The sequence below is a fragment of the Geomonas diazotrophica genome (genome assembly GCF_018919385.1).
Classification (GTDB): Bacteria; Desulfobacterota; Desulfuromonadia; order Geobacterales; family Geobacteraceae; genus Geomonas; species Geomonas diazotrophica.
On the sequence record NZ_JAHLMF010000001.1, the window covers coordinates 506,859 to 526,003 of the forward strand.

Consider the following 19,145-nt stretch of genomic DNA (forward strand, 5'->3'; position numbering starts at 1 on the left):
ACAAGTCAGCCATAGTGTGGGTAGCTGCCTGCGCCTCGCCAACTGCCATGCGCTTAATGACGCGGCGCAATACGTCGGTGACCGGCTCAGAGAGTACGGCCTGAAGGTAAGCGAGCAGAGCGACCTGTCAGGGGGAAGAACGGTGGTGAATCTCGAAGGGGTGCTGCGGGGAGCCGGGGCGGTGGCCGATCTGATCAGGAAATAAAGGCGGTTGGCTTAAACGAAGCCGAGTTCGACACGTCTGCCAAAGACTTTGGCGATCTTCTCGAGCGTCTTGATGGTAGGGTTCGCCTTGCGGGGATTCTCCAGGCGCTGATAGACCTGGTAGGCAATGTTCAACTGCTTTGCGATTTCCATCTGCGAGCGCTCGGCACGCAGGGCCCGGAGCATGATTGCGACTGCGACGTGCGGCGCCACCGGGATCTGGTGCACGTTCTTCCCACTCATGTGAGACGGCTCCGGTATTTTGAAATTCCGCTCAAAATCCGACTCCAGGCAACCGTTCAGCGCTTCCTCAGCATTGAGCAGGGCTTCCTCGATCGTGAGGCCGTAGGTCATGACGTTATCAAAGTCAGGAAAGGTTACCAAGTAACCGTCTGCTTCTTTTTTTATGCGTGCGGCGTACGAAAGCATTTCTATTCCTTTATTCCCGCTTGTTTGAGGACCGCATGCACCAGCCCCTTGGGCAGGTCCGCATGGCCATGAACGGGGACGGGGATCGAGCGGCGACCATCCTTGATCATGACGTGGTGGCTGCCGGAGATACGATCCAGCCGCCATCCCGATTCCAGCAGCAGCTTTTTAAGCTGTTTCCCGGTCATTCGGATGATATACAACATATAAGGTGTAAGTCAACAAGTCGCTTTCTCAAACGAAAAGGCGCCCCCTGCGTGGCAGGGGACGCCTTCTTTTGTTTTACGGCCATTTTGTACGGAACGCTAGTCGCAGCTGAAGTTGGACTCGATGCGGCGGTTTTGCTGCTTGCCTGCCGCAGTTTTGTTGCTCGCCACCGGTTTGGTCGGCCCGTACCCTACCGCCTTGATGCGGTCCGGCGCGATGCCGAAGTTCTTGACCAGGTAGTTGCGCACGCTGTCTGCGCGGCGCTGCGAGAGCTTCATGTTGGCGGCCTTGTCCCCGACGCTGTCGGTATGCCCTTCGATGGTCCCCTTGGCGTTGGGGAACTCCTTCAGGAAGTCGGCCAGCGCCTTCAGCTCGTTGTGGTACTCGGCCTTGATGTCGGACTTGTTGGTGTCGAACTTTACGTTGATCACCGTAGGCTTGCACAGCTTGGCCGGCTCGGGGGGCGGCACGACCACGACCGGTGCGGGCTTCGGCGCCGGCACCGGCACCGCCACGTCGACCTTCGCCATGCTCTTCGCGCTGCCACCGGCACCGGTGCAGGTCAGGATGTAGTTGGCGCTGTCCTGCGGGGTAATGACCATAGACCCCGCCGGCTGCACCGGCCCTATGCCCGGTTCGATGACGCAGTTGGTCGCGTTGCTTGATTGCCAGTTAAGGGTGACGGAGTCTCCCTTGGTGACCGAAGCAGGCGTGATGGTCAACTGGTCCGTGGGAGCGGCGGGGGGCGGCGGCTCGACCGCCTTGGGCGCGGGCTTGGGCGGCTCGGGAGCCTTGGCCGGGCAGAGAGCCTTGGCCTTGGCGGTCGCATCCTTGGCGAGCGCAATCGCTTCTTCGGTGTGGCAGGCCCTCAGGACGTCATAGGCCTGGTTCTTGGCGGCTTCGGCCTGCGCGAACTCGGCCGGGCAGAGCTTGTCCTTTCCCTCGGCGCGTGCCGTTTCCACGGCTTTGTCCGCCTGCTGGACGTCGGCGACGATGTAGTAGCCGGGGATATTGCCGCGCCCGTTGTTCACCTCGTAGTGGGCGCAGCCGGACATGGCTCCCACCGACACCAAAGCTGCCAGCAGCAAAGCCCCCTTCAACTGTTTCTCTCTTCTCATGTTGCCTCCTTATCACATTTTTCCCATTCAACTGTCAGTCGGAATGTCGCGACTGGAACAGGGGGCGGGATCATAAAAACAGCCGACTTCGGATATTGGTTGATCTGCAGTCGCAGCCAACACATACCAAGCCGGCGGATATAAACTTACATTGAAATGATTAGGTATTCCAGCAGAGGTCGGAATTAATTTGTCTTCACACTGTTGGTGGGTGTGCTGTGCTGATTTGAGGATCATCACTTCGGAGGCTCTTGAGAAGACGGCCGCCGATGCGGGTCAGCGGCCGTCGATACGTAAAGGCGCGCGGTGCTACAGTGACCGCGGATTGCAGAGGTAATCCTCCTCGTCCGCCTTGGCTCGGCACCGGTTGCAGACGAATTTAGGTCTGGCCGAATGCTTGTCGATCTCTTCGATCCTCCCCTCATGTTTCAACTGGCACATATGCGCCGGGTGTTGTTTCGGTTTTGGGCAGCTTTCCTTCTCGCTCATGTCGTTCTCCTTTTCGTGCGAGTTGATGCCCCTATCATAGCAGGTCTCCCGTGACGTTGGCGAACTTCCCCCCCGAAGCTGGGAAATCTTGGTATTCCAAACTTCATATATTCTAATTGACGTACGAGAATGAAAGTTCTATAAATCCACGGAAGACGGGTAGGCATTGACCCGAATGATCCCGCAATTGCAACGCAGCCATCGCAGCTTCTTCTGGAAAATTCTTGGGCGCCAAGCGCAAAGGAGGAACAATGGCCCTGAAGGACGTACGGATACTGATAGTCGACGACGAGGCGTTTTATCGTGATTCGTTGCGCGATATCCTCAGCAGGATCGGGTTCACGGTAGTTGCCGAGGCGGCAGACGGAATCGAGGCGGTGCGGATGTTTCTCACACATCGCCCGCATATCGTGATAATGGACGTCTACATGCCGGTCAAAAACGGTATCGACGCCACCAGGGAGATGATCGCGCTGAACAAAAACGCCAATGTGCTGACCAGCAGCGCCTCGGATTGCCCCAGTGACACCAACGCGGTGATGAAGGTCGGGGCCAAGGGGATACTCAAGAAACCTTTCGAGCCAAGAGAGATTTACGACACCATCAAGCAAGTCCTGTGCGGCGCCTGAAACGGCAAACTGGCGTATTTTCTTCTTTGTTCCATATTTCATCCTCAATTTCCTTTTAACCTGTAGACGGTGGCAACATGCCCCGGGGAAAAAGGAGACTCGAGATGAAAAAGAAAATCCGGTATCTGATCGCACTAGTGGTGTTACCGTCACTGCTGTCGGCCTGTGTTGTCGTGCCGTTCGATGATTATTACCGCGGACAGCATCACGGAGGGTATTACAACGACTACGATGGCCGCTATGGACGCGGTCCGTACGGTGGGCGCAGGTAGTTTTTCTCGAAAGCTGCCCCGACGGAACGGTCCTTGGCCGTTTGGGATTCCCCGTCGGGGAGTTTCGGTAAAAGCCGCCCCTTCATATCACGCCAGGCCAACTCCTCGCCCCCTCATACCACCACCTTTTAGGGAAACGAGGCGTTCATTTTCTAATATAGGGGTCACTTTAAATAAAAGTAGACCCGCTTTTTCTAATGTAAGACCTGCTTTAAAAAAACGAGGGCCGCTTTTTGTTAAACAAAGTGGTTCAAACACGACAAGCCCCTGCAATTTAGCCGAAGCGCCCTTCACCATCGCAATTCTCCCCTCACTTTTGGCGTCAACGCCCCCTTTTATCCCCGTGAAGGAGGGGTGGTGCTTAATGAAGAGCCCGGTTTATTTAATCTACGACCTTGTTTAAATTAAATACGACCGTCTTTAAATTAACTACGACCTGCTTTTTGTTAACTCCGGTCTGCATTTTCTTAAACACGGTCCGCTTCCGCTTAGGTACCGCCTGGTACCAGTTAGCTACGGCCTCTTCGCTGTAAATATCGCCCGCAGCGGTGCCGGGTGCCCTTCAATCGTCTTCTCCGCGTCATCAGGATCAAGAAAATCCGCCAGCGACTCAAACTGCATCCACTCCGTCGAACGCTGTTCCTCCCGACTGGTGCGGTTGGTGTCGACGCAGGCAATCTGCGTGAACCCGCAGCGCTGCAACCACAGGGTCATCACGGCAATGGACGGGAGGAACCAGACATTGCGCATCTTGGCGTAACGTCCCTGAGGCATGAATACCGTAGCCTCGTCGCCTTCCACAATGAGCGTCTCCAGGATCAATTCTCCTCCTGGGCGCAGGCATCCCTTGAGCTCGAAAAGATGGTCGAGGGGAGAACGACGGTGGTACAGGACTCCCATCGAGAAGACGCTGTCGAAGCAGGCGAGATTCGGGGGAACGTCCTCGATGCCGATGGGGATGACGTGGTGCCGCGGGTCGCGAAGGTAGCGCTGCATGACCTGGAACTGCTGCACCGAAAGCAGGAAGGGCTCGATGCCGAGAACGAAGTCGGCGCCGGCGCCGCGCATGCGCCAGCCGTGATAGCCGTTGCCGCAGCCGACGTCGAGCACCCTTCGTCCGGCCAGCGGCGCGATGTGTGGCACAACGCGCTCCCATTTCCAATCTGAGCGCCACTCGGTATCGATCCCGATGCCAAAGAAATTGTAGGGGCCTTTGCGCCAGGGGTGAAAAGCCCGCAGCTGCGTTATGACGTCTTCACGGCTTATTTCGCCGAGATCGGCATCGAATCCGATGGTGACACTGTCCTGCAGCTCGATGCGGGATGGGAGTATATCCGGCAGCGACTGCAGGGCGCTCTGCCACCCCGACAGCTTGCCGTGGCTTTCGAGGAGCAGTCTCTCCGGCAGGGTCGCCTGCAGCTGCTCTGCCCAGCGCTCCTGGCCCATATCGACGAGTTGGGGATAGAGGGAGTCGTAGAAGTTCATTTCATTGCGACCAGCGAGGCGAAGTTGAAGCACTGGAACCAGACTTCAGAGGAAGTGAATCCGGCCGCTTTCAGCCGCTCGTGGTGACAGGCGAGGGTCTCCGGGATCATCACGTTCTCCAGCGCGGACCTTTTCTGGCTGATCTCCAGATCGCTGTAACCGTTGGCCCTCTTGAAGTCGTGGTGCAGCTCTACATGAAAATGCTGCCGTTCCGGCTCACTGAAGGCGATCTTTTCCGAGAGGATGAGGATGCCGCCAGGCCTGAGCCCGGCGTGGATCCGCTGAATCAGTTCCAGGCGCTGCGCCGGGGGAATGAACTGCAGGGTGAAGTTGAGGACCACCACCGAGGCGTTCTCGACCGTGACGTCCTGGAGATCGGCACAGACCATGGTCACCGGGACGGTCGACCCGGCATCGCGGGCGAGGAGCTCACGGCCGCGCTCGATCATCGCCGGGGAGTTGTCGACGGCGATGATCGAGCACTCCGGCTGGTTGATCCGCTGGCGCATGGCGAGGGTGGCCGCCCCGAGGGAACAGCCGAGATCGTAGCAGTGGCTCCCGGCCTGGGCGTATTTCCCGGCGAGGATCCCGATATTGGAGATGATCATGCCGTAGCCCGGGACCGAGCGTTGGATCATGTCGGGAAAGACTGTGACGACCCGTTCGTCGAACTTGAAATCGATCAATTCCTGCAGCGGCGCCGCGTAGATAGCATCCTTCGTCTTTGTCACTGTCTTCAGGTCCTTTTAGACTGGCAATCAGTAAAAAGTCGAAGATAGCGGGTTTGCTGCCGAACATCAACCCCTTGTTGAATAAGCGACCAAGACGGTTCAGCGCAGGAATGCCACGTCCTTGAGAAGGTCGAGCAGTTTCTGCACCTTCGGCGAGGGCTCTCCCTTGGTGATCAGCATGACCGACGCGACGACGGTCAGGCTCCCCGTCCCCGGGACCCGCACGCCGCGGGAAACCAACGCGCTGGGACCGATGCCGACGGCGCCGGGTGTCTCCAGCACTTTCGCTCTCATTTCCTCGACGCTTGCCACCGGAAGAAACCTGGAGACAACCTGTTCACCCTCCAGCACTTTTCTGATGAAGAGCTCGTTCTCCCCGTCAGCGGCCGGGGACCAGACCACGACAATGTGCCGGTTAGGGCCGCCAACCTTCTTCCAGTTGGTGATCTTGCCGGTGAAGATCGCCTTTAACTGCTTTCTGGTCAGTTTCTTGATTTTTACGCCCTGGTTGAGAAAGACGACGGTCTCGTTGGTACCGACCGGCACCTCCCGGAACTCATCTCCGTCCAGCGCCGTTTCGTTAGCAGCTGCTCGCTCAAGGAAAGTCTGCAGGTCGAGGGTCGAGACGACGGCATCGAGGGAGCCACTATCAAGGTCCGCCAGCTCCGTCCCCGGTTTACTCTGCACGGTGACCAGGCGCAGAGACGGGTTTTCGTCTTCAAAGGTCTCCTTTACCGGTGCGATGACCTCGGTCAGTGCGGTGTCGCCACCACCGATCCTGATCACCTCAGGTGTCGGAGTCTGATTTGCCGCATCTTTTTTGAACGTCGTACACCCTGCGCTGAAGCAGACGGCGATGACCAGCATGCAGAGTGAAACAGATCGTTTCATTACAACCCTCCTGCGCATTACATCGTGTTTCTTTATGAACAGCACCTGTGACAAGCCTCAGGCGCATAGACTTTACTGCAAATATTCCGGCCCAATATCATCCAATTCTTGTCAATAATCAACACAGGATTTTACAAAATCTATTCCATGCGTCAGTTTGAACTTGGATAGGCTCGTCTGGAGTTTTTTTAAAGCAATATCAATTTATTCAAAAGTATCCATCTGTCATCGGTGGCGCTTTGCCATGTTTTGCCATGTCACTATTTACAAGGGAAACGTTGTTGGTAACATTAATGAGCCGAAACGGCCACCACTGTCGAGGAGTTCATCATGCAAAAGACCATGCGCGCGCTGGTTAAGAAATACCCCAAGCCGGGACTATGGCTGGATGAGGTGCCGGTACCGGAGATGGGCATCAACGACGTCCTTATCAAGGTGCACAAGACTGCGGTCTGCGGCACGGACCTGCACATCTGGGACTGGAACACCTGGGCCCAGAAGACGATCCCGGTGCCTATGGTGATCGGGCACGAGTTCGTGGGACGGGTGGTTGCGATGGGGAGCAACGTCGCCGACCTCAACATCGGGGACATCGTCTCGGGCGAGGGGCACATCGTCTGCGGCAGGTGCCGCAACTGCCTGGCGGGGAGACGGCACCTGTGCAAGGACACCAACGGAGTGGGGGTGAACCGCACCGGCGCCTTTGCGGAGTACATCTGCATTCCGGTGACCAACGTCTGGCATGCGGACCCCTCGATTCCGATGGAGATCCTGAGCATCTTCGACCCCTTCGGCAACGCGACCCACACCACACTCGCCTTCCCGGTGCTGGGGGAGGACGTGCTGATCACGGGGGCGGGGCCGATCGGTATCATGGCTACCGCCATCGCCCGCCACGCCGGGGCACGCTACATCGTCACCACGGACATGAACCCCTATCGCCTCGAGCTCGCCAGGAAGATGGGGGCAACAGTGGCGCTCAACGTAAAGGAGAGGACCCTCGCGGACGTGCGCAAGGAGCTGGGGATGAAGGAGGGATTCGACGTGGGCCTGGAGATGTCGGGCAACGGCAACGCCTTCAAGGAGATGCTCGCCAACATGTGCCACGGCGGCAAGATCGCCATGCTCGGGATCCCGTCAGGGGACCTCGCCATCGACTGGAACCAGGTGATCTTCAACATGCTTACCATCAAGGGGATCTACGGCCGAGAGATGTACGAGACCTGGTACCTGATGCAGTCGCTGATCAAGATCGGGCTGGATCTCACCCCGGTGATCACGCACCGGATGCACTACACCGAGTTCGAGGAGGCCTTCAAGGTGATGAGCAGCGGCAACGCCGGGAAGGTCATACTCAACTGGGTGGAGGAGTAGCGGAAGGTCTCCCCTCGCCCTTAGGGAGAGGGGCGGGGGTGAGGGGTTCCCACGAAGCAGATGAGTAGCCGCCAGCGCCCCCACCCGGCCTTCGGCCACCCTCTCCCGGAGGGAGAGGGACTTGGACTTGAGAGGAGTTACGAGAGATGAGCGACAAATTCGCCTGGATAACCGAAGAGATGAAGGCCCTGGAAGAGCAGGGGCTTAGGACCAACATCCGCACCATCGGCTCGGCCTGCGGCCCCTGGATGGTGGTGGACGGGAAGAAGGTGCTGAATTTCTGCACCAACAACTACCTGGGACTCGCCAACCATCCGCGCCTGAAGAAGGCGGCGCAGGAGGCGGTCGAGCAGTGGGGTGTCGGTCCGGCGGCGGTGCGCAGCATCGCGGGGACGCTGGAACTGCACCGCAGGCTGGCACAGCGCCTGGCGGCGTTCAAGGGGGTTGAGGACGCGCTCTATGTGCAGTCGGGCTTCTGCGCCAACCAGGCGGCCATCCCTCCCATGGTCGGCAAAGGGGACGTGATCTTCACCGACAAACTGAATCACGCCAGCATCATCGACGGCTGCCGGCTGTCATCGGCAAAGATCCTGGTCTACGAGCACTGCGACCTCGCCGACTGCGAGCGGGTCATCACCGAGAACATCGGGCAGTACCGGCGGGCGCTCCTCATCACCGACGGGGTCTTCTCCATGGACGGCGACGTCGCCCCCCTGGACAAGCTCTTCGAGCTCTGCGAGCGTCACGGCATCATCACCATGGTGGACGACGCCCACGGCGAAGGGGTGCTCGGCCGTGGCGGGCGCGGCATCGTCGACCATTTCCACCTCAACGGCAAATTCGACCTGGAGATCGGCACGCTGTCCAAGGCGTTCGGAGTCATGGGCGGGGTCATCGCCGGGAAAAAGGTGGTCATCGACTGGATCCGGCAGAAGGCCCGTCCCTTCCTCTTCTCCAGCGCGGTGACCGCGGCCGACACGGCCGCCTGCCTCGCCGCCGTGTACCTCCTGGAGGAGAGCACCGCACTGGTGCAAAAGCTCTGGGACAACACGCGCTACTTCAAGGAAGGGATGCGCCAGTCCGGTTTCGACATCGGGGCGAGCGTCACTCCCATCACCCCGGTCATGCTGGGGGAAGCGACCGTGGCGCAGGAGTTCTCGCGCAGGCTCTTCGCTGCGGAGCCCGGCATCTTCGCCATGCCCATCGGCTTTCCCACCGTTCCGCAGGGTAAGGCACGGATCCGCGTGATGATCAGCGCCGCTCACACGCAGGATGACCTGGAAATGGGGCTCAACACCTTCACCCGCATCGGCCGCGAGCTCGGCGTGATCGGCTGATCATGCTTTTCCCCCCTCCCCCTTGACGGCAGGGGGGGAGGGGTCGCGGTTCAACCTCCCCGATTGTATTCTAGCCTTCGGTGTTCACACACTCATCCCTTAGTTTATTCATATTTCGACTTAAGCTGTCTGTTGTGCCATCCGATAAACACTCAAAACAACATCCGTGTCAGTAACAGACACTTTTAAGTGAATTGCAACCTCGGGAGGTGCTGCATGTCATACCCCAAACGGCTCTGCATCACGGGGTCAAAATTTCTTCTTCTGTTGTGTCTGATCGTCTGGGGTCACTCTTCTGCCCATGCGGCCAATTTCATCGTCATCGCGAACAAGAGCGTCGTGGAAAGCACCCTGACCAAGGCCGAACTGCAGGGCATCTACCTCGGCGAAAAGGTGAAGTGGGGCAACCGGAAACACATCAAGATCGCGGTGCTGGAAGAGGAGCGGACGCTCAAGGAGTTCCTGCAGGCGATCCTCGGCAAGACCCCTTCGCAGTTCGACCAGCATTGGGTCCGGATGGTGACCACCGGGAAGGCGTCCATGCCTCCCGCTTTCACCGAAGCCCAGCAGATGATCGATTTCGTCGCCAAAACCCCCAATGCCATCGGGTTCATCGCCCACGGACAGACGGGCGATGCCGTAAAAACCATTGTCATCAAGTAGGGGAGATTTCGATATGAAGAAAGCTTTGACTGCGATGATGCTGCTCGCCTTTGCCGGATCGGCCCACGCCGTGGAACTAGCCGGCGTCGAGATCCACGGTTTCGCCTCGCAGGGGTACATAAAAACCTCCCCTGACAACAACTTCCCCGTATCCAACAGCGGGGAGGGCTCTTTCAACTTCAACGACTTCGCCGTGAACTTCTCCAAGGAGGTAAACCCCGACCTGCGCGTCGGGCTGCAGCTGCTGGCCATGGACCGCGGCAGCTACGGCAAGGACAAGATCACCCTCGACTGGGCCTTCGGCGACTACCGCGTCACCGACTGGCTCGGCTTCCGGGCCGGGAAGATCAAGATCCCCCTGGGGCTGTACAACGAGTCGCGTGACAACGACGCCGCGCGCACCTTCATCTTCCTGCCCCAGAACGAGTACTACGACTACGAGCGGGACTCGGTGAACGCCATAACCGGTGCAAGCATCTACGGCTCGATCCCTGCCGGGTCGACGGGCACAGTGAACTACCAGTTCCAGATCGGCACCACCCCGATCCCCCTGGACGGCGCTTCGGCCAGGAACTACTCCGCCTACATCTCCACCGTGGACGCCCCCCTTACCACCACCGACGTGAACTCCGCCACCGCGTTCGTGCACCACCTGGAATGGAGAACGCCGGTCGGGGTGCGTGCCACGTTCAGCGGGCTGCACACCTCCTTCGACGGCACCGCCACCGGGATCTACACCGATCCGGTCACCTCCGCCACCACCCCGGTCACGGCAAAATGGAAGTTCGATTCCTGGCACCGCTACATACTGGGCATCGAGTACGTCCTTGACGACCTGACCCTTGCCACCGAGTACCAGCGGGACAACTACACGGTGTCGGCGGACTACCAGAACCCGGCCCTGGAGAACTTCACCTCCAAGCAGGCCTCCGACGGCTGGTACGTCAGCGCCGCCTATCGTTTCACGGACTGGTTCGAGCTGGGGGGGTACTACACGGAGATCTACGCTGACCGGCATCACCGCGATGGATCGACCTTCGAGGAACTGGGCGTGGGGGCTCCCTGGCAGACTTGGCAGAAGGAAAAGGTGCTGACGCTTCGATTCGACCCGGTGCGCAACCTGGTGCTCAAGGTTGAAGGACACCTGATCGATGGGACGTGGAACATGTCCGAGTACACCGAGGCCTCCAAGCGGAACTGGTACCTGCTCGCCACCAAGGCAACGGTATTTTTCTAGGCGGGGCTCAGCGGACTAGCTCGAAACCTTGATGCTCCTTGGGTTGCAGACCACCAGCGGGTCGTTCGCCTGCACCTTGCACTTGTTGCAGTAGACGATCGGCTTTTCGGTGTGCCGGTCGAATTCCTCCATCCTGCCGTCCTTCTTCAGCTTGCACATGTGGGCCTTGTGCCGTGCCGGGTGCTCGCACTTCTGTTTTTCTCCCATCGATAAATCCCCTCTTCAGTTCCCTCTCCCTTTGGGAGAGGGTGGCCGCAGGCCGGGCGAGGGCACTGCCGCGAAAATGGATCCTTGCCTATTGCAACGCCCTCACCCCGACCCTCTCCCGGGGGGAGAGGGAGCTTCCAAAGAGAGGTCTGGCCGCTCGCTTTGATGGGAGAGGGAGGTATCGCCCCTCATCCTCGTTCCCTGCGGGAAAGGGAGGAGGAGATGGCGCGAATCGATAGCTTAAGGAGTTCCGTACAGCGCCAGGGTAAGCAGAGCCGGAAAGATGTTCACGCCGGCGAAGGCCGCACCTTCCCAGCGCTCAAACGGATAAAGCAACAACGGCAGGCAGAAGGCGAGACACCACAGGGGGGCATTCTGCCCCGCGATCAGACCGAAAACCGGCAGCATCAGCGTTGCCGCGACGGTGGCCAGAAGCCAGAGCACCAGAAACGGTGCCGGCCCACGGAAGGAACGCGGCACGAAAAGCGGCACCCCGGCCCGGCGGTAGTCCTCGGCGTACCGTTTCTGCAGCATCCAGAAGTGCGGCACCTGCCACAGGTAGAGGATGCCGCAGAGCAGGACGATCCTGAAATCGGCCGGAGCACCCCCGGCCGCGCTCCAGCCGATGAGGGGCGGCAGCGCTCCGCAGACGGCGCCGACCAGGAGGGCGAACGGGGTGAGACGCTTGAGGGGGGTGTAGATGAGGAGGTACCAAAGAAGTGTAAAGAGGGCGAGGCAAAGCGGCAGGAGACCGCTCTGGTTGAGGAGCAGCACCCCACCCCCGAGGGCGAGCAGGGCGATCGACAATCCGCCCAGCGGTCCCAGCTCCCCCGAGGCGACGGGACGGACCCTGGTGCGGGTCATCAGGGCATCGAGGTCGCGCTCCAGCACCTGGTTGAATGCCGAGGCGGCGCAGGCCATCAGGGCCACACCCGCACAGAGAACAAGCGCCTTCGAATCCGGTCGGGTCCGACAGAGCAGGTAGCCGCCGAGGGCCGCCGCGGCGTTCATCAGCGAAAGCGGGAGCCGGAACAGGCGGTAGAGCCCTTTGCTTTTTTTCAAAACTGCAGCCGCGATCACTTCTCCCCTTCCAGGAATTCCACTATCGCCTTCAGCTCTGCTTCCGGCATCTCGGTCTTGGGCATGATCGGGGGGAAGCCCTCCACGACGGCCGCACCAGGGTCTAAAATGGATTCGCGCAGATACTTCTCGTCAGCCTTCACGGTCTCCGGCTTGCCGCCGCGGGTCACCTTGACCTGGCTATCGTAAAGCCCCTTGAAGGTCGGCCCAACCTTCGGGGTGCCGTCCAGGGAATGGCACCCCAGGCAGCCGTACCGCTGCAAGAGCTCCTGTCCCTTTGCCCCAACGCCGGCCGGCTTCTGCCCGAGCCACGCCGCGAACTGCGCCGGCGGCAGTGCCTCGACCGTACTGATCATCGCGGAATGTCCGGTCCCGCAATACTGCGAGCAGAAGAGATCGTAGCTGCCTGGACTGGTCGCCACGAACCAGACGTGGTTCTTCATACCGGGCACAACGTCGCGCTTGATCCTGAAGGCGGGAACGTAGAAGCCATGCACCACGTCCTTGGAGATAAGGTTCACCTGCACCGGCTTGCCGACCGGCACGTAGAGCTTCGGACTGCTCTTGCCGTTGTCGTAGATGAAGTTCCAAGACCACATCCGCCCCTCTGCCGTCACCTGCATGGCGTTTTTCGGCACGGTTCTGAGCGACAGGTAGCTGGTCCAGCCGTAGTAGAACATGCCGATCACCAGCAGGGTCGGGAGCAGGGTCCAGACGACCTCGAGAAGCGGGCTTCCCGCCACCTGGGAAGTCGGCTCAGGGTTCTTGGAGCGGCGGTAGCGCACCACGAAGTAGATCATGGTGATGGTGATCCCCAAAAGGAGCACCGTGCAGGCGCCGAAGAGGAACTTGAACACCGGGTCGACGGCTTGCGTCGTTGTCATAAGCTGATTTTCCACGTTCGCCCCTTTAACGGTAGAGTACGTCGAAGAAGGTTCCCCCGATGAAGCCCGCCAGGGTGAAGAGCGCCACGAACAGGATGATCCTGAACAGCCGCGGCTCGTACTTCATGTGCATGAAGAAGGCGATCACCAGCCCGGACTTGATGCTGGCGATGGCGAGCGCCGCCCAGACCTTCCAGACCCCCAGCTCGACCCGGGTGACCATGATGGTCGCCGCGGTCAGGACCAGCAGCGTCACCCAGACGGTGGTCAGTTTTCCGTAACTCAGGATGTGTTCCGCGTGTTCCTCTGTCATGCTACTCTCCGGAAAAACAGGTTAAGATTAAGACTAAGATAAAGTTGAAGCCGAACCATTGACGAAGTATGCCACTGACCACCTGCCTAGTCTTTTCTTAATCTTAATCTCAGTCTAAATCTGCTTTTAAAGTATCAGGTAGTAGAGCGGGAAGATGAAGATCCAGACCAAGTCGACCAGGTGCCAGTACAGGGTGACGTTTTCCAGCGTCACGTTGTCGCTCGCGTTTAGCCTCTCTTTTTGCACCATCACCGCGGTCCAGCTCATCAGTACCGCGCCCACGATGACGTGGATGCCGTGCAGGCCCGTGGTGAGGTAGTAGAGACTGAAGAATATGGACTCGCCCGGGGGGCCAGCGATCAGCTTCGGGGAGTTCGGGTAGATGCCGTGATGAAATTTTGCGCTCCACTCCAGGTACTTGATCCCCAGGAAGATGAACGCGCAGCCCACCGTCCCGGAAAGAAGGCCGAGGGTGAGTTTCTTCGCGCCGGTCTTGATCGCGGTCACCGACATGGCCGCGAACAGGGAGCTGGTCAGGAGCACAACGGTGTTGGTGGCGCCGTAGACCAGGTCGAGCTGGCGCCCTCCCAGACCGAACTCCTTGGGGTAGCGGGTCAGGTACACCGAGTAGAGAAGGAAGACGCCGCCGAAAAGGAGCATCTCCGTGAACAGGAACAACCACATGCCGAGCTTGGCGCCGAAACTGTCCTTTTCCAGGTGACTCATGGAACCCCCGCCCCTTTGAAATCGTACGGCCCGTGGGTTACCACCGGGTCCTCTTCGAAGTTCTCGGTGGGCGGAGGCGTCGCGACGCTCCACTCAAGGGTCGCCCCACCCCAGGGGTTACCGGCGAACGCCTCGCCCTTGAAGAGCCCGTGCCAGAGGTTCCAGACCACGATGATGACCCCGGCTATCAGGATCCAGCTCCCGACGGTGGCCACGAAGTTCAGCCGGGCGAATTCTGGGAGGTAGTCGTAGTAGCGCCGCGGCATCCCCTCCATCCCCAGCACCTGCATGGTGAAGTAGAGGATGTTGAAGCCGATGAACATGAAGACCCACCCCACGATGGCCGGCTTCTCCCGGTACCTGCGCCCGAAGTACTTGGGGAGCCAGTAGTGGGCCGCCGCGAAGAAGGCGAAGCCGGTGCCACCGAACATGACGTAATGGAAGTGCCCTACCACGAAGTGGGTGTCGTGCACGTGGATGTCGGTGGCGGCCGCGCCCAGGATCAGGCCGGAGAGACCGCCGATGGAGAAGAGCAGGATGAAGGAGAGCGCGAAGAGCATGGGCGCTTCCAGCGAGATCGAGCCCTTGTACATGGTGGAGACCCAGTTGAAAACCTTGATGGCCGACGGGATCGCCACGATGAAGGTCAGAAATGAGAAGACCAGCACGCCGGTGTCGCTCATCCCCGAGGTGTACATGTGGTGCCCCCATACCGCGGAGCCTGCTGCCGCGATGGCGAGGCTCGAGAAGGCGATCATCTTGTAGCCGAAGATCGGCTTTCTGGAGAAGACCGGGATGATGTCGGAGATCACCCCCATGCCCGGCAGGATCATGATGTAGACCGCCGGGTGCGAATAGATCCAGAACATGTGCTGGTACATGACCGGATCGCCGCCGCGGGTGGGGTCGAACAGCCCCAGCCCCAGGATCCTCTCGGTGACCACGAGCAGCAGAGTTATGGCGATGATCGGGGTGGCGAGCACCTGCACCCACGCAGTCGCGTAGAGGCTCCAGGTGAAGAGCGGGATCCTGGTCCAGGTCATCCCCGGAGCACGCATCCTGTGAATGGTGGTAATGAAGTTGATCCCGGTCAGGATGGAGGAGAAGCCCAGCACGAAGACGCCGAATACCGCCAGCGAGACGTTGGTGGTGGTGCGGGCACTGAAGGGTACGTAAAAAGTCCAGCCGGTGTCGGGTGCACCGCCGCCGGTGAAGAGCGAGACCAGCACGATGATGGCGCCGGTGGCGTAGAGCCACCAGGAAAAGAGGTTCACCCGGGGAAAGGCGACATCCCGAGCGCCGAGCTGTATGGGGAGCACGAGGTTCCCGAACGAGGCCGGTATTCCTGGGATGATGAAGAGAAAGATCATCACCACCCCGTGCACGGTGAACAGAGCGTTGTAGGTCTTCGCGGTCATGATGGTCGGTCCCGGCGCCATCAGCTCCAGCCGGATCAATAGTCCGAGGAAGGCCCCGACCAGGAAGAAGCCGAGCACGCAGTAAAGGTACATCAGCCCGATCCGCTTGTGATCGGTCGAGAATATCCAGGCTCCGATCCCTGTCCTCCCGGTATCCCGCCAGAAGCCGCCTTCCGCCATTGCCGTCTCTTGACTCATTTTTCCCCCGAAACATGCAGCGCCCGCGTAACTAGGCGTCGTTGTCATTTCCCTTGTCATTGCTGTTGCTGGCGTTGCTGCCGTTTTTCCCGTTTTTCCCCCCCACCACCAGGAAGATGATGAAGCCAACCACGCAGACGATGATCGCCGTCGCGCTCACCCGAAGTATGTTGAACTCGTAGCTCTTGCTGTTGGGATCGAAGCTGAAGCAGTAGCTCACCATCTTGCTTATGGTAGTGCCGATGCGCCCCTGGCGCGCTTCCATCAGGGCGAGGGTAAGGTCCTTGGGAAGGAACTGCGTGCCGTAAAGGTAACGCACGATCATGCCGTCCCGCGCCACGACGAAGCTGACCACGGGATGCACGAAGTCGTTGCCCTTGCGTTGGAAATGGAACCCGGCCGCATCGGTGAGCCTCCGTATGCTGGCGGCGTCGCCGGTGAGGAACGTCCAGTTCCCCTGCGGAAATTTCCCCTTCATCACCGTCTGATACAGGTGCTTCGACTTCAGCGCCCGCTGCGGGTTCTCACGCTCGTCGAAGCTGACAGAGATGACCCGATATTCTCTCCCCGGTTCCAGCTTGATCTCGGGGAGCGCCCTGGCCAGCCCTTCCTGCAGATAGTTGCAGACGTTGGTGCAGGAATAGTAGACCGGGAGGATGATGGTCGGGCCGGTGATCAGTTCCTGCAGGCGTCGCTGGCGCCCGTCTTCGTCCTTGAATACCAGGTCCAGGGGGATCTTCGCTCCCAGCCGCTCGTCGAGCCCCACGTTCGCATCCGCCTGTGGTGCGCCCTCATGGTGGGCGGAGGCGTCCTCCTCGCTATGGGCGCGCACGGCTGCCGGGAGCAGCAACAGGACCACCGCTCCCAACAACGCCGCCCGCCTGAGAAAACGAATGATGAGCCTCAATTCCATTAGACCTCTCATGGGAAAAACAAGTGCTCATTATAAATCAATCTTCCCGGCTGTCCACATGAGGTGAAATTATTTAGAACCGAGCCGCCCGTCTGCGGCTTTTCCCCCTGCGATGTTGGGTTGGATGCGCCACCGGGGAAGATTAAGCTTGACTTAATTTTGTTATACATTAGACTGCACCAATATTGTTCCTCATATGGCAGGCAGGTCGGGGAGCGGTCCGAGGCTTTCCCGGCAACAAGGAGGCCGACGATGAAGAGTTTTCCTTGCAAGATCGTGATGGCAGTAATCATACTCTCCTGCGGTTTCGTGATGCAGATCGAACAATCGGAAAAAGTCCAGCAGAGGCAGAGAAACCAGCAGATCAACAACCCCGAAATAGCCGCCAGCCTCGCCGCCGCCCAAGATCGGCTGCACCAAGGCGGGCGCTCTTCCTGGTAAACGCGTATATGAACGTGCTTCATGCGTCATCTCGTTCATAGGGGTCGCAGCTCAATTCAACGTATACGAATCAATATCTTTAAAGTTTTCCCCTTTACCAGACGATAATCTCCTTGAGTGTGCAAAGCCGAGAAAAGGAGATCGTCCATGTCTTTTAGTGCCCGCCTAATCACGATCAACCTGATTGCTGTCTGTGCGACGGTCACCTCTACCATTGCCTTGGGGAATTGCGGCAACATCCTGACAATGGTGGCGGCCGGAACCTTCATCTTTGTAATTTCCGCGCTGGCCAGCTGGCTGGTGGCCCGCTCCGAATCGCGGGTCCTGCGGGAGATCGCCGACGCACTGGAGGCCGCGGCCCAGGGCACGCTCTCCCGCCGCGTCGAGGACATCCCCAGCGGCGAGATCGGGCGTATCGCAAACGCCTTCAACAACATGATGGGGGACTGGAACAAGACCATGCACCAGTTCTTTACCGTGACCGACTTGGTCAGGGACTCCGTTGCACTGGTGAGCGCCACCAACGACGCCATGGCGTCCGCCGCCGAAGACGTCGCCATGCAGGCGTCCACCATCGCCACCGCCAGCGAGGAGATGTCGGCCACCTCCGCCGACATCGCGCGCAACTGCATCTACGCCGCAGAAAATGCCCACAAGGCCACCGCCGAGACCAACGCCGGTGCGGAGATCGTCAGGAACAGCGCGGTACTCATGGAGAACATCGCGCAGCGGGTCACCTCCACCTCCACATCGGTGGCAGGGCTTGGTGAGCGTTCCGACCAGATCGGCGCCATAGCCGGCACTATCGAGGACATCGCCGACCAGACCAACCTCCTCGCATTGAACGCGGCCATCGAGGCCGCCCGCGCCGGCGAGACCGGGCGCGGTTTCGCGGTTGTAGCGGACGAGGTACGGGCCCTGGCCGAGCGGACCACCCGAGCCACCAAGGAGATCGACACCATGATCAAGTCGATCCAGAGCGAGACGCGGGACGCCGTCGGCGCCATGAGCGAGGGGGTGGCGCAGGTGAACCAGGGAACGGCCGAGACCTGCCGCTCCGGCGAGGCCCTGAACGGGATCCTGAGCATGATCAACGACCTGACCATGCAGCTCTCCCAGATCGCCACCGCCGCCGAGGAGCAGACCGCCACCACGCACGAGATCACCGGCAACATCCAGATGATCACCAGCGTGGTCAACAGCAACGTGGAGAGCGCCCGCAACACCAAGGCCGCCACCAGCAAGCTGGTGCAGCAGGTGGACGAGCTGCACGAACTGGTTTCGCACTTCCAGCTCTCCGACGCCATGGTCTGGGACCAGAGCTTCGCCACCACCATCAACACCTTCGACGAGCAGCACAAGAAGCTGTTCGCCATGGTGAACGAGCTGGCCCAGGCGATGCAGCACAAGCGGAGCAAGGAAGTCATCGGTTCCGTGCTGCAGCGCCTGATCGAGTACACCGGGAGCCACTTCGCCGCCGAGGAAGAGGCTTTCCGCAAATCCGGCTATCCCGAGGAGACCGCGCACGTCCAGCAGCACAAGGCCCTGGTGAGCCAGGTGCTCGAGCTCCAGCAGAAATTCAATTCGGGCGAAACGGTGCTCACCCACGACGTCATCGAATTCCTGCAGAACTGGCTGGTGAACCACATCAAGGGGACCGACAAGCGCTACGCCCCCCACCTCACCAAGGCCGGCGTCCGCTAAGGTAAAACCATTTAACAGGGATAAAGGGGATAAAAGGGATAACTGCGTAAATCAGAAGCTGGCCTATCTTCGCAATAGAGGACACGTTAGAAACCCTTATGCTGCCATCTTCAACTCCTGCTGCTCGAACTCTTCTGGGGAGCAATAGCCAATGGCAGAGTGTAGCCTCTTGCGATTGTAAAAACCTTCGATGTA

The 19,145-nt window shown here is 59.6% G+C and carries 25 protein-coding genes; 9 read left to right on the forward strand and 16 right to left on the reverse strand.

The window, feature by feature from the left end:
* Window positions 1–16: 16 nt before the first annotated feature.
* A complete protein-coding gene (locus KOM00_RS02090; RefSeq protein WP_216497165.1) occupies window positions 17–205 on the forward strand; it encodes a hypothetical protein in 189 nt (62 codons plus the stop codon).
* A gap of 11 nt (window positions 206–216) precedes the next feature.
* On the opposite strand, the gene KOM00_RS02095 is transcribed toward KOM00_RS02090, so the two are convergent.
* The 4 genes from KOM00_RS02095 to KOM00_RS02110 form a co-directional block, all read right to left on the reverse strand.
* Window positions 217–633: a type II toxin-antitoxin system HicB family antitoxin gene (locus KOM00_RS02095; RefSeq protein ID WP_216497166.1), complete on the reverse strand. Its 417-nt coding sequence runs from the start codon at window positions 631–633 to the stop codon at window positions 217–219.
* 2 nt (window positions 634–635) lie between these two features.
* Window positions 636–821, reverse strand: coding sequence for a type II toxin-antitoxin system HicA family toxin (locus tag KOM00_RS02100; protein ID WP_236026681.1), 186 nt, complete (start codon window positions 819–821; stop codon window positions 636–638).
* A gap of 117 nt (window positions 822–938) precedes the next feature.
* Window positions 939–1,958, reverse strand: coding sequence for an OmpA family protein (locus KOM00_RS02105; protein WP_216497167.1), 1,020 nt, complete (start codon window positions 1,956–1,958; stop codon window positions 939–941).
* A 309-nt stretch (window positions 1,959–2,267) separates the two neighbouring features.
* Window positions 2,268–2,447 carry a hypothetical protein gene (locus KOM00_RS02110; protein ID WP_216497168.1) on the reverse strand — a complete coding sequence of 60 codons (180 nt, stop codon included), beginning with the start codon at window positions 2,445–2,447 and terminating at the stop codon, window positions 2,268–2,270.
* A gap of 251 nt (window positions 2,448–2,698) precedes the next feature.
* Between KOM00_RS02110 and KOM00_RS02115 the strand changes: the two genes are divergently transcribed.
* Both KOM00_RS02115 and KOM00_RS02120 read left to right on the forward strand, forming a co-directional pair.
* On the forward strand, window positions 2,699–3,076 hold the full coding sequence (locus KOM00_RS02115) for a response regulator (protein ID WP_216497169.1): 378 nt from the start codon (window positions 2,699–2,701) through the stop codon (window positions 3,074–3,076).
* Window positions 3,077–3,180: 104 nt separating this feature from the next.
* Entirely contained in the window at window positions 3,181–3,348 is a 168-nt protein-coding gene (locus KOM00_RS02120) for a hypothetical protein (RefSeq protein ID WP_216497170.1), read from the forward strand.
* A gap of 87 nt (window positions 3,349–3,435) precedes the next feature.
* On the opposite strand, the gene KOM00_RS02125 is transcribed toward KOM00_RS02120, so the two are convergent.
* From KOM00_RS02125 to KOM00_RS02140, 4 genes are all read right to left on the reverse strand, one after another.
* Window positions 3,436–3,645, reverse strand: a complete 210-nt coding sequence (locus KOM00_RS02125; RefSeq protein WP_216497171.1) for a hypothetical protein — start codon at window positions 3,643–3,645, stop codon at window positions 3,436–3,438.
* A gap of 216 nt (window positions 3,646–3,861) precedes the next feature.
* Window positions 3,862–4,833 (reverse strand): tRNA 5-methoxyuridine(34)/uridine 5-oxyacetic acid(34) synthase CmoB, encoded by a 972-nt coding sequence (gene cmoB, locus KOM00_RS02130; RefSeq protein WP_216497172.1) that lies wholly within the window; start codon window positions 4,831–4,833, stop codon window positions 3,862–3,864.
* The gene (gene cmoA, locus KOM00_RS02135) at window positions 4,830–5,564 is read right to left on the reverse strand and encodes a carboxy-S-adenosyl-L-methionine synthase CmoA (protein WP_216497173.1); all 735 of its coding nucleotides are present in this window, start codon (window positions 5,562–5,564) and stop codon (window positions 4,830–4,832) included. Before cmoA ends, cmoB begins: the two co-directional genes overlap by 4 nt.
* A gap of 99 nt (window positions 5,565–5,663) precedes the next feature.
* Entirely contained in the window at window positions 5,664–6,455 is a 792-nt protein-coding gene (locus KOM00_RS02140) for a substrate-binding domain-containing protein (protein ID WP_216497174.1), read from the reverse strand.
* Window positions 6,456–6,785: 330 nt separating this feature from the next.
* Here KOM00_RS02140 and tdh point away from each other — a divergent pair, with 330 nt between their 5' ends.
* The 4 genes from tdh (at window position 6,786) to KOM00_RS02160 (ending at window position 11,066) form a co-directional block, all read left to right on the forward strand.
* On the forward strand, window positions 6,786–7,829 hold the full coding sequence (gene tdh, locus KOM00_RS02145; protein WP_216497175.1) for an L-threonine 3-dehydrogenase: 1,044 nt from the start codon (window positions 6,786–6,788) through the stop codon (window positions 7,827–7,829).
* 146 nt (window positions 7,830–7,975) lie between these two features.
* Entirely contained in the window at window positions 7,976–9,166 is a 1,191-nt protein-coding gene (locus KOM00_RS02150; RefSeq protein WP_216497176.1) for a glycine C-acetyltransferase, read from the forward strand.
* A 216-nt stretch (window positions 9,167–9,382) separates the two neighbouring features.
* Window positions 9,383–9,829: a type 2 periplasmic-binding domain-containing protein gene (locus KOM00_RS02155; protein ID WP_216497177.1), complete on the forward strand. Its 447-nt coding sequence runs from the start codon at window positions 9,383–9,385 to the stop codon at window positions 9,827–9,829.
* 13 nt (window positions 9,830–9,842) lie between these two features.
* Entirely contained in the window at window positions 9,843–11,066 is a 1,224-nt protein-coding gene (locus KOM00_RS02160; protein ID WP_216497178.1) for a TonB-dependent receptor, read from the forward strand.
* 15 nt (window positions 11,067–11,081) lie between these two features.
* Here the strand turns inward: KOM00_RS02160 and KOM00_RS02165 are convergent, their stop codons facing one another.
* The 7 genes from KOM00_RS02165 to KOM00_RS02195 all read right to left on the reverse strand — a co-directional run bounded on the left by KOM00_RS02165 (window position 11,082) and on the right by KOM00_RS02195 (window position 16,805).
* Entirely contained in the window at window positions 11,082–11,273 is a 192-nt protein-coding gene (locus KOM00_RS02165) for a hypothetical protein (protein WP_216497179.1), read from the reverse strand.
* 240 nt (window positions 11,274–11,513) lie between these two features.
* Complete coding sequence (locus KOM00_RS02170) at window positions 11,514–12,284, reverse strand: protoheme IX farnesyltransferase (protein ID WP_216497205.1); 771 nt, start codon at window positions 12,282–12,284, stop codon at window positions 11,514–11,516.
* 65 nt (window positions 12,285–12,349) lie between these two features.
* A complete protein-coding gene (gene coxB, locus KOM00_RS02175; protein ID WP_216497180.1) occupies window positions 12,350–13,237 on the reverse strand; it encodes a cytochrome c oxidase subunit II in 888 nt (295 codons plus the stop codon).
* Window positions 13,238–13,262: 25 nt separating this feature from the next.
* Window positions 13,263–13,550, reverse strand: coding sequence for a cytochrome C oxidase subunit IV family protein (locus KOM00_RS02180; RefSeq protein WP_216497181.1), 288 nt, complete (start codon window positions 13,548–13,550; stop codon window positions 13,263–13,265).
* Window positions 13,551–13,676: 126 nt separating this feature from the next.
* Window positions 13,677–14,276: a cytochrome c oxidase subunit 3 family protein gene (locus tag KOM00_RS02185; RefSeq protein WP_216497182.1), complete on the reverse strand. Its 600-nt coding sequence runs from the start codon at window positions 14,274–14,276 to the stop codon at window positions 13,677–13,679.
* Window positions 14,273–15,892 (reverse strand): cytochrome c oxidase subunit I, encoded by a 1,620-nt coding sequence (gene ctaD, locus KOM00_RS02190; RefSeq protein ID WP_216497183.1) that lies wholly within the window; start codon window positions 15,890–15,892, stop codon window positions 14,273–14,275. Before ctaD ends, KOM00_RS02185 begins: the two co-directional genes overlap by 4 nt.
* 31 nt (window positions 15,893–15,923) lie before the next feature.
* The gene (locus tag KOM00_RS02195; RefSeq protein WP_236026682.1) at window positions 15,924–16,805 is read right to left on the reverse strand and encodes an SCO family protein; all 882 of its coding nucleotides are present in this window, start codon (window positions 16,803–16,805) and stop codon (window positions 15,924–15,926) included.
* A gap of 252 nt (window positions 16,806–17,057) precedes the next feature.
* Between KOM00_RS02195 and KOM00_RS02200 the strand changes: the two genes are divergently transcribed.
* Both KOM00_RS02200 and KOM00_RS02205 read left to right on the forward strand, forming a co-directional pair.
* Window positions 17,058–17,246, forward strand: coding sequence for a hypothetical protein (locus tag KOM00_RS02200; protein WP_216497184.1), 189 nt, complete (start codon window positions 17,058–17,060; stop codon window positions 17,244–17,246).
* Window positions 17,247–17,393: 147 nt separating this feature from the next.
* Window positions 17,394–18,950 carry a bacteriohemerythrin gene (locus KOM00_RS02205; RefSeq protein ID WP_216497185.1) on the forward strand — a complete coding sequence of 519 codons (1,557 nt, stop codon included), beginning with the start codon at window positions 17,394–17,396 and terminating at the stop codon, window positions 18,948–18,950.
* A gap of 96 nt (window positions 18,951–19,046) precedes the next feature.
* On the opposite strand, the gene KOM00_RS02210 is transcribed toward KOM00_RS02205, so the two are convergent.
* On the reverse strand, window positions 19,047–19,145 hold a 99-nt coding region (locus KOM00_RS02210; protein WP_216497206.1), incomplete at its 5' end, for an IS3 family transposase.

Coding starts and splice junctions, on each gene's coding strand:
- KOM00_RS02110 (WP_216497168.1), bottom strand. CDS start 2,447: ATGAGCGAGAAGGAAAGCTGCCCAAAACCGAAACAACACCCGGCGCAT.
- KOM00_RS02100 (WP_236026681.1), bottom strand. CDS start 821: ATGACCGGGAAACAGCTTAAAAAGCTGCTGCTGGAATCGGGATGGCGG.
- cmoB (WP_216497172.1), bottom strand. CDS start 4,833: ATGAACTTCTACGACTCCCTCTATCCCCAACTCGTCGATATGGGCCAG.
- KOM00_RS02140 (WP_216497174.1), bottom strand. CDS start 6,455: ATGAAACGATCTGTTTCACTCTGCATGCTGGTCATCGCCGTCTGCTTC.
- coxB (WP_216497180.1), bottom strand. CDS start 13,237: ATGACAACGACGCAAGCCGTCGACCCGGTGTTCAAGTTCCTCTTCGGC.
- KOM00_RS02120 (WP_216497170.1), top strand. CDS start 3,181: ATGAAAAAGAAAATCCGGTATCTGATCGCACTAGTGGTGTTACCGTCA.
- KOM00_RS02095 (WP_216497166.1), bottom strand. CDS start 633: ATGCTTTCGTACGCCGCACGCATAAAAAAAGAAGCAGACGGTTACTTG.
- KOM00_RS02155 (WP_216497177.1), top strand. CDS start 9,383: ATGTCATACCCCAAACGGCTCTGCATCACGGGGTCAAAATTTCTTCTT.
- KOM00_RS02125 (WP_216497171.1), bottom strand. CDS start 3,645: ATGGTGAAGGGCGCTTCGGCTAAATTGCAGGGGCTTGTCGTGTTTGAA.
- KOM00_RS02160 (WP_216497178.1), top strand. CDS start 9,843: ATGAAGAAAGCTTTGACTGCGATGATGCTGCTCGCCTTTGCCGGATCG.
- KOM00_RS02205 (WP_216497185.1), top strand. CDS start 17,394: ATGTCTTTTAGTGCCCGCCTAATCACGATCAACCTGATTGCTGTCTGT.
- KOM00_RS02150 (WP_216497176.1), top strand. CDS start 7,976: ATGAGCGACAAATTCGCCTGGATAACCGAAGAGATGAAGGCCCTGGAA.
- KOM00_RS02165 (WP_216497179.1), bottom strand. CDS start 11,273: ATGGGAGAAAAACAGAAGTGCGAGCACCCGGCACGGCACAAGGCCCAC.
- tdh (WP_216497175.1), top strand. CDS start 6,786: ATGCAAAAGACCATGCGCGCGCTGGTTAAGAAATACCCCAAGCCGGGA.
- KOM00_RS02185 (WP_216497182.1), bottom strand. CDS start 14,276: ATGAGTCACCTGGAAAAGGACAGTTTCGGCGCCAAGCTCGGCATGTGG.
- KOM00_RS02200 (WP_216497184.1), top strand. CDS start 17,058: ATGAAGAGTTTTCCTTGCAAGATCGTGATGGCAGTAATCATACTCTCC.
- KOM00_RS02195 (WP_236026682.1), bottom strand. CDS start 16,805: ATGGAATTGAGGCTCATCATTCGTTTTCTCAGGCGGGCGGCGTTGTTG.
- KOM00_RS02105 (WP_216497167.1), bottom strand. CDS start 1,958: ATGAGAAGAGAGAAACAGTTGAAGGGGGCTTTGCTGCTGGCAGCTTTG.
- KOM00_RS02170 (WP_216497205.1), bottom strand. CDS start 12,284: ATGAACGCCGCGGCGGCCCTCGGCGGCTACCTGCTCTGTCGGACCCGA.
- ctaD (WP_216497183.1), bottom strand. CDS start 15,892: ATGAGTCAAGAGACGGCAATGGCGGAAGGCGGCTTCTGGCGGGATACC.
- KOM00_RS02115 (WP_216497169.1), top strand. CDS start 2,699: ATGGCCCTGAAGGACGTACGGATACTGATAGTCGACGACGAGGCGTTT.
- KOM00_RS02180 (WP_216497181.1), bottom strand. CDS start 13,550: ATGACAGAGGAACACGCGGAACACATCCTGAGTTACGGAAAACTGACC.